The organism is Paenibacillus sp. FSL R5-0810, from assembly GCF_038002285.1.
GTDB classification, from domain to species: Bacteria; Bacillota; Bacilli; order Paenibacillales; family Paenibacillaceae; genus Paenibacillus_AQ; species Paenibacillus_AQ lactis.
Genome location: NZ_JBBOCF010000001.1, coordinates 838,338 through 851,605, shown reverse-complemented (window position 1 = coordinate 851,605; position 13,268 = coordinate 838,338). Strand labels below are relative to the sequence as shown.

17 protein-coding genes are annotated in these 13,268 nt (G+C 48.9%); 13 read left to right on the top strand and 4 right to left on the bottom strand.

Annotated features, from left to right (window positions below):
- Positions 1 to 340 precede the first annotated feature (340 nt).
- Positions 341 to 580: a hypothetical protein gene (locus MKX76_RS03990; RefSeq protein ID WP_007128632.1), complete on the top strand. Its 240-nt coding sequence runs from the start codon at positions 341 to 343 to the stop codon at positions 578 to 580.
- A 26-nt stretch (positions 581 to 606) separates the two neighbouring features.
- Here the strand turns inward: MKX76_RS03990 and MKX76_RS03985 are convergent, their stop codons facing one another.
- Positions 607 to 741: a hypothetical protein gene (locus MKX76_RS03985; RefSeq protein WP_007128633.1), complete on the bottom strand. Its 135-nt coding sequence runs from the start codon at positions 739 to 741 to the stop codon at positions 607 to 609.
- A 285-nt stretch (positions 742 to 1,026) separates the two neighbouring features.
- On the opposite strand from MKX76_RS03985, the gene MKX76_RS03980 reads away from it, so the two are divergent.
- The 4 genes from MKX76_RS03980 (at position 1,027) to MKX76_RS03965 (ending at position 3,457) form a co-directional block, all read left to right on the top strand.
- Positions 1,027 to 1,347, top strand: coding sequence for a PadR family transcriptional regulator (locus MKX76_RS03980; protein WP_007128634.1), 321 nt, complete (start codon positions 1,027 to 1,029; stop codon positions 1,345 to 1,347).
- A gap of 1 nt (position 1,348) precedes the next feature.
- A complete protein-coding gene (locus MKX76_RS03975; protein WP_210095107.1) occupies positions 1,349 to 1,909 on the top strand; it encodes an HAAS signaling domain-containing protein in 561 nt (186 codons plus the stop codon).
- Complete coding sequence (locus MKX76_RS03970) at positions 1,906 to 2,754, top strand: DUF4097 family beta strand repeat-containing protein (protein WP_007128636.1); 849 nt, start codon at positions 1,906 to 1,908, stop codon at positions 2,752 to 2,754. Before MKX76_RS03975 ends, MKX76_RS03970 begins: the two co-directional genes overlap by 4 nt.
- Positions 2,755 to 2,830: 76 nt before the next feature.
- The gene (locus MKX76_RS03965) at positions 2,831 to 3,457 is read left to right on the top strand and encodes an FMN-dependent NADH-azoreductase (RefSeq protein WP_341033029.1); all 627 of its coding nucleotides are present in this window, start codon (positions 2,831 to 2,833) and stop codon (positions 3,455 to 3,457) included.
- Positions 3,458 to 3,635: 178 nt separating this feature from the next.
- On the opposite strand, the gene MKX76_RS03960 is transcribed toward MKX76_RS03965, so the two are convergent.
- Positions 3,636 to 3,941 carry a DUF2087 domain-containing protein gene (locus tag MKX76_RS03960; protein ID WP_007128638.1) on the bottom strand — a complete coding sequence of 102 codons (306 nt, stop codon included), beginning with the start codon at positions 3,939 to 3,941 and terminating at the stop codon, positions 3,636 to 3,638.
- Between the two features lie 260 nt (positions 3,942 to 4,201).
- Between MKX76_RS03960 and MKX76_RS03955 the strand changes: the two genes are divergently transcribed.
- The 7 genes from MKX76_RS03955 (at position 4,202) to MKX76_RS03925 (ending at position 9,424) form a co-directional block, all read left to right on the top strand.
- The gene (locus MKX76_RS03955) at positions 4,202 to 5,185 is read left to right on the top strand and encodes a YpdA family putative bacillithiol disulfide reductase (protein WP_007128639.1); all 984 of its coding nucleotides are present in this window, start codon (positions 4,202 to 4,204) and stop codon (positions 5,183 to 5,185) included.
- Between the two features lie 21 nt (positions 5,186 to 5,206).
- The gene (locus MKX76_RS03950) at positions 5,207 to 5,650 is read left to right on the top strand and encodes a DUF441 domain-containing protein (protein WP_007128640.1); all 444 of its coding nucleotides are present in this window, start codon (positions 5,207 to 5,209) and stop codon (positions 5,648 to 5,650) included.
- A 212-nt stretch (positions 5,651 to 5,862) separates the two neighbouring features.
- The gene (locus tag MKX76_RS03945) at positions 5,863 to 6,768 is read left to right on the top strand and encodes a decaprenyl-phosphate phosphoribosyltransferase (protein WP_007128641.1); all 906 of its coding nucleotides are present in this window, start codon (positions 5,863 to 5,865) and stop codon (positions 6,766 to 6,768) included.
- 33 nt (positions 6,769 to 6,801) lie between these two features.
- The gene (locus tag MKX76_RS03940) at positions 6,802 to 7,434 is read left to right on the top strand and encodes an HAD family hydrolase (RefSeq protein ID WP_341033028.1); all 633 of its coding nucleotides are present in this window, start codon (positions 6,802 to 6,804) and stop codon (positions 7,432 to 7,434) included.
- Positions 7,422 to 7,763: an EamA family transporter gene (locus MKX76_RS03935; protein ID WP_144866416.1), complete on the top strand. Its 342-nt coding sequence runs from the start codon at positions 7,422 to 7,424 to the stop codon at positions 7,761 to 7,763. The genes MKX76_RS03940 and MKX76_RS03935 overlap by 13 nt, the downstream gene beginning before the upstream one ends.
- Positions 7,753 to 8,073: an EamA family transporter gene (locus MKX76_RS03930; protein WP_341033027.1), complete on the top strand. Its 321-nt coding sequence runs from the start codon at positions 7,753 to 7,755 to the stop codon at positions 8,071 to 8,073. Before MKX76_RS03935 ends, MKX76_RS03930 begins: the two co-directional genes overlap by 11 nt.
- A gap of 58 nt (positions 8,074 to 8,131) precedes the next feature.
- Positions 8,132 to 9,424 (top strand): DUF6080 domain-containing protein, encoded by a 1,293-nt coding sequence (locus MKX76_RS03925; protein WP_341033026.1) that lies wholly within the window; start codon positions 8,132 to 8,134, stop codon positions 9,422 to 9,424.
- Between the two features lie 115 nt (positions 9,425 to 9,539).
- Here MKX76_RS03925 and MKX76_RS03920 read toward each other — a convergent pair whose 3' ends face one another.
- Positions 9,540 to 11,285 (bottom strand): ABC transporter ATP-binding protein, encoded by a 1,746-nt coding sequence (locus MKX76_RS03920; protein ID WP_341033025.1) that lies wholly within the window; start codon positions 11,283 to 11,285, stop codon positions 9,540 to 9,542.
- 132 nt (positions 11,286 to 11,417) lie between these two features.
- Here MKX76_RS03920 and MKX76_RS03915 point away from each other — a divergent pair, with 132 nt between their 5' ends.
- On the top strand, positions 11,418 to 11,921 hold the full coding sequence (locus MKX76_RS03915) for a hypothetical protein (protein ID WP_007128647.1): 504 nt from the start codon (positions 11,418 to 11,420) through the stop codon (positions 11,919 to 11,921).
- 333 nt (positions 11,922 to 12,254) lie between these two features.
- Here the strand turns inward: MKX76_RS03915 and MKX76_RS03910 are convergent, their stop codons facing one another.
- Complete coding sequence (locus tag MKX76_RS03910) at positions 12,255 to 13,154, bottom strand: LysR family transcriptional regulator (RefSeq protein ID WP_210095110.1); 900 nt, start codon at positions 13,152 to 13,154, stop codon at positions 12,255 to 12,257.
- Between the last annotated feature and the right edge of the window lie 114 nt (positions 13,155 to 13,268).

The following is a 13,268-nucleotide window of genomic DNA, read 5'->3' as shown; positions in this document are numbered from 1 at the left end:
ACATCATTCCTTGAATATTCCATGCGTAAAGCCGAAACACCTATATCATAAGATATAAAAAATAGTTACATTATTGTAACTATATCATTCTGGGGTTCGCTCTGTCAATTTGTGACATAATCCCCATTTCCTATTTTTGGGTGGTTATGCATGCTCCCTATGAACTAATTGTGTATCAATTATAATGGATTTCCGCCTCCAATGGGGCCAGATCGGACTGTTCACAAAACTGTCAATCTCATAAAATTGATGCTGATTAATTCTATGAATTTAAGGTTATTTTAAGATTGGCAAATTATAATGCAAATATCATGAAATAAGTTTTCGTGAGGTGATTGATATGAGAACACTGATTATGTTCCAAAACAGACCGGTTCCCGTCTATTTTACGACAGATAGCAAGCAGCCGGTACAGAAGGTGCTTAAACTGCTGACTAGCGCCCTTGACAATAAAATCCGCAATGGAAAAAAAGCGCTGAAAAAATGCCTCAACTCCCTCATCAGCATTGAGATCGAAGGATCCGAGGCAATTCTTCACAGCAAAAGTGAAAACGACTCTCTTGCGCTATCCCTCTTTTAAGAGGGGTAGCCCCTTTTTTTCTTCTATTATAACCTCAAATGGCGCTCCTCCGCCATCTGTGCTCTCTGAATTCGAATTTGAAACAGTTTGACAAGGTTCATTCTCGTTGTCTTCTCTTTGCAGCTCGCCAGCTTCATGAGGATAAAACGATCGATTGACATACAACCCATCCCTCCATGATTGATTTGGAACAACGAACGTTTGCAATTATGCCCTGTTAACTTCTATTAACCCCGCATTTTCAAGCTCAAACGGCTTTTTCCGCTTAAAACAAAGCTTCCCAGGGTTCGACCGTTTTTGACTTTGATCATATTCAGCCTATTTTTTGATCAGTATCTTGCATTATTCAGTACCTAATGATATCTTATTGTTGTCAGCTACTGAACAATAATCACTACCGATGGGCATCACAGACATTCATTCAATAGAAAGGAGGCTCTATTCGCATGGATGTGAGCGTCCAATTCAAAAAAGGAGTTCTCGAGCTCTGCGTCCTTGTGCTCATCAACCGCAAGGATCAATACGGCTATGAGCTGGCGCAGGCCGTTTCGCGGCACATCGAGGTGGCCGAAGGCGCCCTCTACCCGCTGCTTCGCCGCCTTGTGAATGAAGGCTATTGCACGACCTATCTTCAGGAATCCAGCGAGGGGCCGCCCCGTAAATATTACAGGCTTACCGACAGCGGAGTGAATTATATGGAGGCTATGGTGAAGGAATGGAAGGCTTTTGTGAGTAATGTGACCAATCTGATCGAGGAAGGAAATTAGTATGACAAGACAACAGTTCATTTCGATTTTGGAATCTCGGCTAGCCGCACTCCCTCCCGATGAACGGCGGGAGCTGATTCAAGACGTGGAATCCCACTTTATATTCGGCTTGCAGAACGGCCGCACCGAAGAGGAGATTGCCCGCGAGCTTGGCGATCCGTTTGAAATTGCGCGGGATGCGCTTAGCGGCGGATATATTGAAGATATCGGGCTGCCTTCGGCAGCAAGGAAGAAACCAACGTCCATTGGAAAAATAGCCGCTTGCACCGGCCTCGTTTTCTGCGGCATGATTGCGTATCCGCTCATTGCCGCCCTGTGGTCGTTTGGGATAGCCGTTGCAACCTTGGTGCTTGCATGCTTGGTCAGCCCGGCGCTTGTGCTTGTGGAATATATCATCAACGGCAGCTTTTATCCGGCTAAATTGTTTCTGTCGGTATCCCTGGTCGGTGTCGGCATCCTGCTTGTGTATGGCGCTCGTTCAATCTTTCGGTGGCTCTCCTGTCTTACCCGGGGCTACTCAAGCTGGAATGTCCGGGTGATGAAAGGAAGTGACATGCGATGATCAAGAAATTACTATTTGCCTTCGCGGCGGTACTGATCCTCATTGGCATCGCCGGGATGGCCGTAAACAAATTCAAATTCGGCGAGGATCTGGTTGCCTACGAGAAACGATGGGAGCTTGAAGACACTGAAGCACTCAAGCAGTTCAGGCTTTCCAGCGGGTTCGCGACGGAGATCGCATTTGAAACAAGCAGCGATAATACCAGTTCCATTTCATTTGAAGGAACGATTAAGCAAGAGCATGCGGATATCCTTAATGCTTTCGATCCGGCAGGCTCCGAAATCGATCTCGATTTGACTACGCCTCAGGCCATCGAGTTTCTGGGCGTCAACTTCCGGTTCCCCAAAGGGAAGCTGACGGTCTCTCTCCCCGCTGACAAGGAGCTTGAAGAACTGATGGTATCCTCATTATCGAACAACATCCGCTTGAATGGCGCCTCATCCAAGCGAATCGACATCTCACTGACTTCAGGCGATATCGTTCTGAATCAGGTGAACGCCGAGCAGCTTATGATCGAGAACATATCCGGAGACATCAAGGGCACTGGAATACAGGCAGCAACCTCCATCACGAATCGAACGGGCAACATCCGGTTGAAAGATCTGGAAGGTCCCGCCGACGTCAGCCTGACTTCAGGCGATATCCATTTGGGACTGATTGGAAGCTCTCCCGTCAGCATTATATGCAGATCAGGCGATGTAAACGTTCGGCCGGATGCATCATTCAGGGGCGTCTATGAACTGACGACTCGCTCCGGGTCTGTGGATGCCCCGGATTCTCCAGGGGAAACGAACGATACGATTCATGTGGAAACTCATTCCGGAGACATTCGAATTCTCCAGTAGGCGTCATTGACAAACAATATAAAGGTAATATACTATACTTTATAAAGTCAAACTACAACAAGGAGAGTTTTCATACATGTCAAACGTACTATTCATCAAAGCCAACAACAGAGCTATCGATCAATCGGTAAGCGTGAAGATGTACCGCGAGTTTTTGGACGCCTACAAGGCGAATCATCCGGAGGACCAAATTACGGAGCTTGACCTTTTCGCCGAGAATCTTCCATACTATGACAGCACCGCCATCAACGGGATGTTCAAGGCTTCCCGCGGAATCGAGGCAACGCCGGAAGAACAAGCTGCTGCTGCCAATGTTACGAAATATATCGATCAATTTCTCGCCGCTGACAAAATCGTGTTTGCCTTCCCGCTGTGGAATATGACCGTGCCTGCCGTGCTGCATACTTATATCGACTACTTGAACCAGGCTGGCAAAACATTTAAATATACGCCGGAAGGTGTCGTAGGACTTGTGACAGGCAAGAAAGTAGTCCTGCTTAACGCACGCGGCGGCAACTATTCCGAAGGGCCGATGGCCGCTGCCGAAATGGCTGTGAACTTCGTGATCCGCAACCTTCGCCAATGGGGCGTGCAGGATATCGAAACCCTCATCATCGAGGGCCATAACCAATTCCCTCAAGAAGCGGAAGCTATCGTTCAATCCGGCTTGGAGCTCGTGAAAAAAGCGGCTGCCGGCTTCTAAACGAACTTATACCTTTATAACATTCCCTTACTTTATAACGGAAACCACCTTCATTAGGCGCGTCTTGCCATGAAGGTGGTTTTTTTCGCAGCATCCCGCCATGCCCAGCCGCTTCACATGAACGGGAAATGCTGTGCTGTGCATGACCCAGATGCTGTTTGTTATGCTGTTTAGCACCCTACACCTCTTCCCACTTGGTCCAGCGCTCCCGCGGATTTCGCACATACATTTCCCTGTCCCTGCTCATGTACTCATGAATGATGAATTCGCGGCGGATCGTGGCAAAATCCTCATGATACGTTTGAATATAAGCATTGATTTCCTTCTCGGGATAGACTCTCCCTTCTTCCAGCTGCTCGACAAGATGCTCCAAAATAACCAGCTTCTTCTTGTATTGCGCCGGGATGTGCCGGAGCCTCCCTTCGCGGGTCATGAAGTTGTTGATGACGGAAGCCTTATATGCTTCGTTCGTTGATGATTTCATTTCCTTCCCCTCCTCATTCATTGATAATGAATTTAACAAATATTAAATTTAATATTCATCTAATTTAATATTAATCTAATTTGTTTTGTTTTTCAACCCTCCATCCGCCCTCGCCACACCTTTCCAACCGGGCTTGCCCATCCGTCTAAAGCCTTTCTGCCGGGTTCGTTCCCGGCGTCAAATCTGGATTTATCCCTGCATTTGCTGTAGGATTATAATGCTGATGAAAAGCGTAAGGTATATACATAAGGAGGATCACCATGCTAGATGTTCTTGTAATCGGTGCAGGTCCCTGCGGTCTGGCAGCAGCTATCGAATGCGGCCGCCAGGGACTGGACTGCGAAATTATTGATAAGCATAATGTCGTTCATTCCATCTATCTCTACCCCACGCATATGCAATTTTTCAGTACGGCTGAAATGCTCGAAATCGGAGATATTCCGTTTGCCATATCGAATGACAAACCATACCGGCACGAGGCGCTCGCCTATTACCGTCGCGTCGCCAAACATTTTGGTCTGAAAATATCTCCATACGAAGAGGCCCTTACAATTACTAAGCAGCAAGACGGCAGTTTCACTGTCCGCACCCGCCGGCGAAACGGCGAAGAGAACGTGCGGCTGGCCCGTCACGTCGTCATTGCAACCGGATATTTCGATCATCCGAATTATATTGGCATCCCCGGAGAAGACTTGGAGAAAGTCACCCATTATTTCCGCGAGGCCCATCCTTATGCCGGTATGAAGACCGTCATCATCGGCGGCAGCAACTCGGCCGTGGATGCGGCTATGGAGTTGATCCGCGTCGGTGCGGAGGTCACGATGGTTTACCGGGGCGATGCCGTATCCGAAAACATCAAGCCTTGGGTTCGTCCGCTGTTCGACAGCATGGTGCAGAAAGGGCATATCCAGCTCTATCTGCAGTCCCGTGTCGTTGAAATCACGGAGAATTCGGTCCGAATCGAATCCACCAAAGGCGAAGAGCTGCAGCTCGATAACGACTTTGTCCTCGCCTTGACGGGATTCCGACCGGACCGCAAGCTCCTCTCCTCCTCCGGCGTTCAACTGGACCAGGACATGGAGAAGCCGCTGTATAACCCGGAGACGATGGAAACGAACGTGCCCGGATTGTATGTCGCAGGGGTAATCGCTTCCGGACGCAACGCGAACGAGGTCTTTATCGAGACCGGCCGTTATCATGGGCGGTTAATCGCACAGCACTTGAATGCTACAGCACAAAGCTAAGCTAATAAGGAGTGATTCCGTATGGATGTAACCTCCCTCATCCTGCTTGCCATGGCTGCGCTCGGGATTATCAGCAGCAACTCGGCCGTAACCATCGCGATGCTCGCCCTTTTGCTGATCCGGGTGACCGGCTTTCACCAAGCCTTCCCATGGCTTGAGAAATACGGCCTCACCATCGGGATCATCATATTGACCGTTGGCGTCATGTCCCCGCTGGCTAGCGGGAAGATGAGTCTTGCGTCGATCGGCCAATCGTTCCTGAACTGGAAGTCGCTTCTCGCCATCGCCGTAGGCATGCTTGTCGCTTACCTTGGGGGCAGGGGAGCTACCCTGATGGGGAGCAACCCGACCGTCGTCGCAGGTTTGCTGATCGGGACCGTGCTCGGTGTCGCGTTATTCCGCGGGGTCCCGGTCGGTCCGCTAATTGCAGCCGGACTATTGTCCCTGTTGATCGGCAAGTCCTGAATGGCATTACCGTTTGATTACAGATCCTTTCATGAAACAAGTTCTGCCTCCTGAACGTCTTACTATACGTAGGGAGGCTTTTTCGATTTTGTATTTATGCAAACCTATCATTTCCATTCAAAGTCAAATTTATGGTATGATAGCTATCGTATTTTATGAAGTCTCTTCTTCTTTGAGCTTATGTACAACGTTAGATCCAGGAGGTAATCCCATTGTCGTCAACTAATACGGAATCGTCCGCCGCTCCTATGAGAAGGCTTCCCCTGCTGCTCTTCAGGCAGCTCCGACCGAAGCAATGGACTAAGAATTTACTCATTTTTGCAGCTCCTTTATTCTCCTTTGAAACGGTACATGCCCGCACGCTGCTCGATACCGTGATCGGCTTTTTTCTGCTATCCTTTGTATCCGGCTGCGTTTATATTGTCAACGACTATGCGGACCGCGAGGCGGATCGGAACCACCCGGTCAAGAAATTCCGCCCTATGGCTTCCGGCGAACTTCCGCCAAATTTGGCGCTTGTTTTTGGCGCCCTGCTGCTCATCGCTTCCCTAGCGGTATCTTACCTTTTGAACCCGTTGTTCACAGGTCTGCTGCTGCTCTATTTTGCGATGAATGTCGCCTACTCTTTCCGGCTGAAACACGTCGTTATCATTGATATTATGATCATTGCGGCCGGGTTCGTGCTTCGGGCGATTGCGGGCGGCCTTGTCATCCACGTGCCGTTTACGCCGTGGTTTCTCTTGTGCACGATGCTTCTCTCCCTGTTCCTTGCAATCGGGAAACGGCGCCACGAGCTTTATTTGCTGCAAAGCGACGTAGGCTCCCATCGTAAAGTGCTGGATCATTATTCGTTTGACCTGCTGGACCAGATGAGCAGTATCGTGACAACGGCGACGATCATCAGCTACTCGCTGTTCACCTTTACTTCGGGCCGAACCGTCCACCTCATGTGGACGATTCCGTTCGTCATATACGGCATGTTCCGTTATCTGTACCTGATCCACATCGAGAAGAAAGGCGGCGCCCCGGACAAGGTTCTCTTGGAGGATCGCCACATCTTGATCACCGTGATCTTATACGTGGTCAGCGTCGTCGTAATTTTAGTGAACTTTGAATAGCATCTAAACGTCTTATTATAGAAGGAATGACCTATGAAGCAAAAATTCGCGATTTTTGATGTTGATAAAACGGTGATCCGCACGGACTCCATGTTCCAGTTTCTAATCTACGGGTGGAAGAAGCGACCGTCCTCGGCTCCGCACCTATTTAAGGTTGTGCTGCATTCCGCCCTGTATAAAGCGGGGGTGATGCCGGCAGAGCAGGCCAAGAGCGCATATTTTCATGCCATTCGCCATATGGACGATTCGGACCTTGAGCATTTCTATCGGACTAAAATTTTGCCTGCTATGTATCCGGAAGCGGTCAACGTCATGAAGGACAAGAAAAATCAAGGCTTCCATGTCCTGCTCGTGACCGCATCCCCTGATGCTTATATGAGATTTTTTACCGAATTGCCGTATGTCGACCATGTGATCGCCACAAAGCTAACGTCCCGAAACGGACGCTTCACCTCGATGATTGAGGGGAAAAATTGCAAAGGGGAAGAGAAGGTCCTTCGAATCCGGCAATATTTAGAGGATACCGGCCTCGTCATTGATTACGAGCAGTCCTGCGCGTATTCCGATTCGCTGTCCGATTTGCCCATGCTGGGCTTGGCCAAGCATAAATACTTGATCAATCACAATTCCGCCCATGGATGCGAGGGATTAATATGGAACAAATAAAAGCGAAGGGAGCGCCGCGTCATCTCGGCAAGGGGCTGATGATCCTGTCGGCCTTTCTGACAGCGACTGGTCAATTGTTCTGGAAGTGGGGGCATACGAATCTGTGGTACATGGCCATCGGATTTATTTGTTACGGGCTTGGCGCCTTGCTCATGATCAAGTCCTTTTCCTTGGAAAAGCTGTCGGTTGCCTACCCGCTGATGTCCATCAGCTACATCGTGGCGCTGTTTTACGGCGAGTTTTTCCTGGATGAGCCCTTAAGCATCAAAAAATTGGCAGCTGTTGCTTTGCTCGGAATCGGGGTGACCTTAACCTCCTATGAAAAATGAATGGATCCTGTATGCGCTGCTGCTTGTTATGACTCTCTTCGGCTCCTTGGGGAGCGTGCTGTTCAAAGCCTTCACGGCGAACAAGCAGCTCAAGCTGCTCCTGGCCGGGTTTATCAGCTATGGCTTGGGTGCGCTGCTTAACATCTATTTGCTTGGTCAGCTGCCTTACACGCTTGTCATGCCGGCCAACGCTCTGACCTTTCTGTGGGCGCTGATCTTTGCCAGGCTTGTGTTCAAAGAGACCGTCGGCATCGGAAAAATAGCGGGCGTAGCTTTTATCATCTCCGGATTATTGCTCCTCGTATGGTGACGGTGAGTACGCTTGTGAGAACAAATCTTAACTATTGATGGATTGGTGGAATGTGAACATGTCTTTTCTAAGCTATTTGTTTCGAAACAAACGCGACAATTACACGGCCATCGGACTGGCTGTCTGCCTTGCGGTGCTGTATTTCTATATGAACATCCCGTTTGTTTCATACATAAGGGACAACGCGGCCTTGCTTGCCCCTCATAACCCTTTTTACGGAGCGCCGTTTCAGTTGAATTTGTTCAACTTTGACCCTTCCATGCAATACGGGCCCGAAAATGTCACGATTATTCACCCGCTTATCAATTTCTTAACCAGTACGCTGACCCTTCTGTTCGGCAAATCGAATTTGCCCTTTCTGATCATTCAATCGATCTTGAATGCATGCAGTTCGGCGATTCTGTATTATCTCATCCGCCGGATCGGTGCCGGCTGGCTGCTAGCCTTCATTATGGCAATCTTCTTTGGCATCAGCTCGTATACGATTTTCACCGCACTGATTCCTGACTCCTATGCTTATGCACAGTTTGTCATCATCCTTTCAGCTGGTTATCTGCACTATTGCCGGGCCCAGGATCGCTTCAGCGTGCCGGCTAACGCTGCCTTTGGACTGCTTAATTTCGGAATTACCTCGACGAATGTGGCAACCTTCTTCGGCGCATTCTTCTTCAGCTTGTTTGACCGGCGACGCCATTCGATTTGGGGCCGGCTCCTGTACACCTTGCTCGTATTTGCCGCGTTGGTCGCAGGTGCGACGCTGATTCAGTATTTCGTCTTCTCGGGAAAGACATGGATTGGAAATGTATTCTCGAGCATGCAAAGCGGCGCTTTCAGCTACGTGGCGCCCTTCTCGTTTGCGCACCATTCCCGTGTTTTTCATATGCTGCTGGTGAGCCCGATCCTTTCCCCTGAGATGGCCATGATCGATCCCGGCATCGCCGCTTTCGCGACGGATTTAACCAAGCCTTACCCGGTCTATGTCAACATCATCGGATTCGGGCTGCTTGCGCTCGCCATCCTGGCTTTTGTAAGCGGCTTGAGAACGCGGAATGCCTGGGCCTTCATCGTTTACATTATGTTCGGGATTCTGCTGCATGTCGTTGTCGGCTTCGGGCTCGCAACCTATTCCTATGATTTGTATCTGTACGCAGGCCATTACCTGTTTGCTATATTCGTCCTGGCGGCCATGCTGATCTCGAAGCTGCACCAAGGCCTGGTCAAACAGCTGCTGACCGGTGTCATGATCGTATTTATGCTTGTCACCCTCGTCCATAACATCGTCTTGCATCATCAAACGCTGGACTACATCCAGACCACGTATGAGACGGTGCTCCAGACGCCTGAGCCCTGAGGAATTCAAACAGTAAGCACACCGGCAATAAAGCCAATAGAGTCAACCATAAACATCAAAGACCCGCTTCCAGGCCGCGCAGGCCATGGAAACGGGTCTTATTCAAGTTCTGCTTCTAAGCTTCAAGATGCTGCACATTGTACAGCCGGGCATAGCTGCCGTCCAGGTTCATCAGCTCGGCATGCGTGCCCTGCTCGGTAATCCGGCCGTTCTCCAACACGACGATCTGATCGGCGTGCGTAATCGTTGACAAACGGTGCGCGACAATGAGCGTGGTCCGATTATGGGTCAGCGATTGCAGCGCCTGCTGAATAAGATGCTCGGATTCCAGATCCAGCGCAGAGGTCGCCTCGTCGAGCACAAGAATGTCCGGATCCTTAAGAAAGACGCGGGCAATGGCAAGCCGCTGCTTCTGTCCGCCGGACAGCTTGACGCCCCTCTCGCCAACCTCCGTCTCATATCCCTGCGGCAGCTGGGTGATAAAATCATGGGCGTTGGCAGCCTTCGCCGCGGCGATGATCTCCTCTTCGCCTGCCTCCGGGTTGCCGAACAGGATATTCTCCCGGACCGTGCCGCTGAACAGGAAATTATCCTGAAGCACCATACCGATCGATCCGCGCAGGCTGTCCAGCGTTAAGCTGCGAACATCATGTCCGTTGATTTTGACCGCGCCCTGCTGAACGTCGTAGAATCTTGGAATCAAACCGATTAGCGAGGATTTCCCCCCGCCGCTCATCCCGACGAAGGCGATCGTCTGCCCCTGCTTAATCGTCAAATTGATGTCTTTCAGCACCCAACCCGCATCGTCGTTATACTGAAACCACACCCGGTCGAATTCGATCTGCCCCGCCTGCTTCAGCTCCTTGGCATCCGGCCGGTCCACGATATCATAGGGCTCGTCCATTAATTCCTTGACGCGCTCCAGCGATGCAGAGGCTTGTGTCAACACCGTCGACGAGTTAATCAGACGCCGCAGCGGCGCATACAGCCTGTCCAGGTAACCAAAGAAGGCAACAAATGTCCCCAGCGTTAGATCCCCCTGGATAACCCGGTACCCCCCGTAGCCGATCACCAGGATCGGCGCGATGTCGGTCAGCGTGTTGATCACCGAGAAGGTGAGCGCGTTCCAGCGCGTCTGGGCCATCGCCTTTTTCAGGAAATTTCCGTTGATGCCTTCGAATTTCTTCTGATCGTAACGCTCCAGCGTAAAGCTTCGAATAACGGAGATCCCCTGAATGCGCTCATGCAGGTACGCTTGAATGCCGGCCAGCGCCTGGGACCGATCCTTCGTGAGCTTCTTCAGCCGCTTGTACAGCAGGTTGACCGCCAATCCGTACAGTGGAAGCACCGCAATGGATACCAGGGTCAGCACCGGATTCATGACAAACATGATGACCAGAACGAAGAGCAGTGTGAAAATGTCCAGCCAAATGTTCATCATGCCGACTTCCACCAGGTTCTTGGACTGCTCCACATCATTAATAAAGCGGGAGATTGCCTCCCCCACCTTCGTGTTCTGATAATAGCGCAGCGACAGGCGCTGAAGATGAGCGTACAGCCGGTTTCGCATATCGAAGAGAATCCGGCTTGTAATGAACTGCGCGAAATACTGCCGGAAATACTCGACCGGTCCCCGGATGATGACAAACACCACCAGAGTACCGCCGAGAATCCACATGAGCTGCTCAATCTTCTGTGCGACGGACAGCTGTTGGTTGATCAGAAGGTCATCCACAACATACTTCATGATCATCGGGAGCAGCAGCGGGATCCCGAATTTAATCATCCCGATCGCGAGGGTCAGAATGATCCACTTCATATAAGGCTTAACGAATGGATAGTAAATTTTCCATGATTTCAAGTGAGATAACAGCCCCTTTCCTATGCAATCCACCCGGTTGTTCTATAAAGAGCGGTTGACAATTAAACCCTTCAATGATTTATTAGTTCTAAACTCAATTATTGTATCATATCACGCAGGAGGATTTCTTTCATGACCAGGATTTTCGTGACGGAAGCGGTTATGCTGGCCATATATGGCCAATTGTTGGTACCGCCGACGCCCGTCGAATACATTGTTCCGTATACAACCATATTGGAATTGTACGAGCTCCATGCCAGCGAGGAGCAGCTCATGAACAATACCGCAGATGATCAGCACGTCAAGATGAAGATCCGTGAGCTCATCTCCTATTTCGAGGAGCCGCTCAATAAGAAGAAGATCGATCGCGCCCTTCAGGTCCCTTGGGCCAAGAGCCCGATGATTCCTGTGGGGGAATCCACAACCGTAACGGTGATGAATACCTTGGATACCGCAACCTACGGAGAGGCCTTCGATCCGATCGAAACCGAGCTTCTGCTCGCTTCCCAAAAGGCCGAAGCACCGATCCTGACCGACCAATACGAGCTGATTCAGCGTATCGTGGAAAGCGCTCTCCCCGTTCAAGTGTATGATATCGACGACTTCGATTTCGCCCTCGAAATACCGATGTCTTAAACGATCGCTGCGGACGGCGCTTCGCCAACAGATCGTATTCATGATATTCGAGGCGTTAAACGCGGTTTAATCCAATAAATACGCACAGGCAGCCGTTCACCAGCATGAAGCGCCGCCTTATTGGGAGACACGTATTTATAAAACAACCTGTTGGGCATAATTCCGGTAGTGGACCGGACTCATGCCCTTTTTATTTTTTATACGTTTGTGAATATGTATATAATACTGCACTTCCATTGTTCGTTGGTTCTAACAATTGGGATGCGCCTTCAAACCCGGCTGCTTATTTATGCTATCGGCAGGTTCATAAGAAGGACATTAGGACAAAGCATATTATTTTAAATGATGGATTAGAATGTCTTTAAAATTTTGTGCAGCTTTTGACAAATATCCATGCTCTATCCATATGAGGGCAGTTTCAGAGTTTATGCTTGGTATGATCTCGGCATAAGACAAGGTGTTGCACATTTTTATCTGTAAAGCGATTTTAGGAACAATTGCAATTCCTAGTCCTGAATCGGCTAAAGTCATTAATGTTGTCACATCAGGGCTTTCGCATGTAATGTTTGGATTAAATCCAAAACTGTTACATGTTTCAATAAACTTGTGAAAAACATTGTAATCGCCCTGGCCATGTAATACTAAAAGCGGCTGATCCTTCAATTCTTGTATCGGAATCGTTGTTCCCTTAAAAAGAGTGCCATTAGAAGGTTGTAGAGCTACGAGTGGTTCAGATTGTATATGGTGGATTGAAAGATTTCTCATTTCGGTCATTTCTTTAGATTGGAATGGTAACCTTACAATGCCTAATTCAATGTCTTTATTTAGAAGAAGCTCTTCAATTCTTTGTGAATCTTCCTCCCAAAGTTGAAACGAAATAAGTGGATATTTCTCTTTAAATAATTTTAAAAGTGGAGGAAGGTAGGGTACGCATGACATTACTGTCCCTAATGAAAGTTTCCCTCTTATTCCTTCCTGCTGTTCCTTAACTTCTGCAATCATCCCATCAATTGAATTTATAACTTCTTTCGCTCTTTTATAAAATGTCTCTCCGGCAGGAGTTAATTCAAATATCTTATTATTACGTTTAATAAGCATTACTCCCAGTTCATCTTCTAATGCCTTTAGTTGCATACTTAACGGGGGCTGGCCAATATGTAACCGGTTAGCTGCACGTGTTATCTGCCCTTCTTCTGCAATCGTTATAAAGTAAACCAGTTTCTTTAAATCCATGATCTCCAAAGCGCCCTTTCCATCATATATTTTATATATACTTACTTACTATTATATATATTTTACATATGTATTTACTACATCCTAAAATAAAACAGTAGCCGAAAGACAGCA

Excerpts from the sequence above, each read along its gene's own strand:
- MKX76_RS03990 (WP_007128632.1), top strand. The coding sequence starts at position 341 with ATGAGAACACTGATTATGTTCCAAAACAGACCGGTTCCCGTCTATTTT.
- MKX76_RS03985 (WP_007128633.1), bottom strand. The coding sequence starts at position 741 with ATGTCAATCGATCGTTTTATCCTCATGAAGCTGGCGAGCTGCAAAGAG.
- MKX76_RS03980 (WP_007128634.1), top strand. The coding sequence starts at position 1,027 with ATGGATGTGAGCGTCCAATTCAAAAAAGGAGTTCTCGAGCTCTGCGTC.
- MKX76_RS03975 (WP_210095107.1), top strand. The coding sequence starts at position 1,349 with ATGACAAGACAACAGTTCATTTCGATTTTGGAATCTCGGCTAGCCGCA.
- MKX76_RS03970 (WP_007128636.1), top strand. The coding sequence starts at position 1,906 with ATGATCAAGAAATTACTATTTGCCTTCGCGGCGGTACTGATCCTCATT.
- MKX76_RS03965 (WP_341033029.1), top strand. The coding sequence starts at position 2,831 with ATGTCAAACGTACTATTCATCAAAGCCAACAACAGAGCTATCGATCAA.
- MKX76_RS03960 (WP_007128638.1), bottom strand. The coding sequence starts at position 3,941 with ATGAAATCATCAACGAACGAAGCATATAAGGCTTCCGTCATCAACAAC.
- MKX76_RS03955 (WP_007128639.1), top strand. The coding sequence starts at position 4,202 with ATGCTAGATGTTCTTGTAATCGGTGCAGGTCCCTGCGGTCTGGCAGCA.
- MKX76_RS03950 (WP_007128640.1), top strand. The coding sequence starts at position 5,207 with ATGGATGTAACCTCCCTCATCCTGCTTGCCATGGCTGCGCTCGGGATT.
- MKX76_RS03940 (WP_341033028.1), top strand. The coding sequence starts at position 6,802 with ATGAAGCAAAAATTCGCGATTTTTGATGTTGATAAAACGGTGATCCGC.
- MKX76_RS03935 (WP_144866416.1), top strand. The coding sequence starts at position 7,422 with ATGGAACAAATAAAAGCGAAGGGAGCGCCGCGTCATCTCGGCAAGGGG.
- MKX76_RS03930 (WP_341033027.1), top strand. The coding sequence starts at position 7,753 with ATGAAAAATGAATGGATCCTGTATGCGCTGCTGCTTGTTATGACTCTC.
- MKX76_RS03925 (WP_341033026.1), top strand. The coding sequence starts at position 8,132 with ATGTCTTTTCTAAGCTATTTGTTTCGAAACAAACGCGACAATTACACG.
- MKX76_RS03915 (WP_007128647.1), top strand. The coding sequence starts at position 11,418 with ATGACCAGGATTTTCGTGACGGAAGCGGTTATGCTGGCCATATATGGC.
- MKX76_RS03910 (WP_210095110.1), bottom strand. The coding sequence starts at position 13,154 with ATGGATTTAAAGAAACTGGTTTACTTTATAACGATTGCAGAAGAAGGG.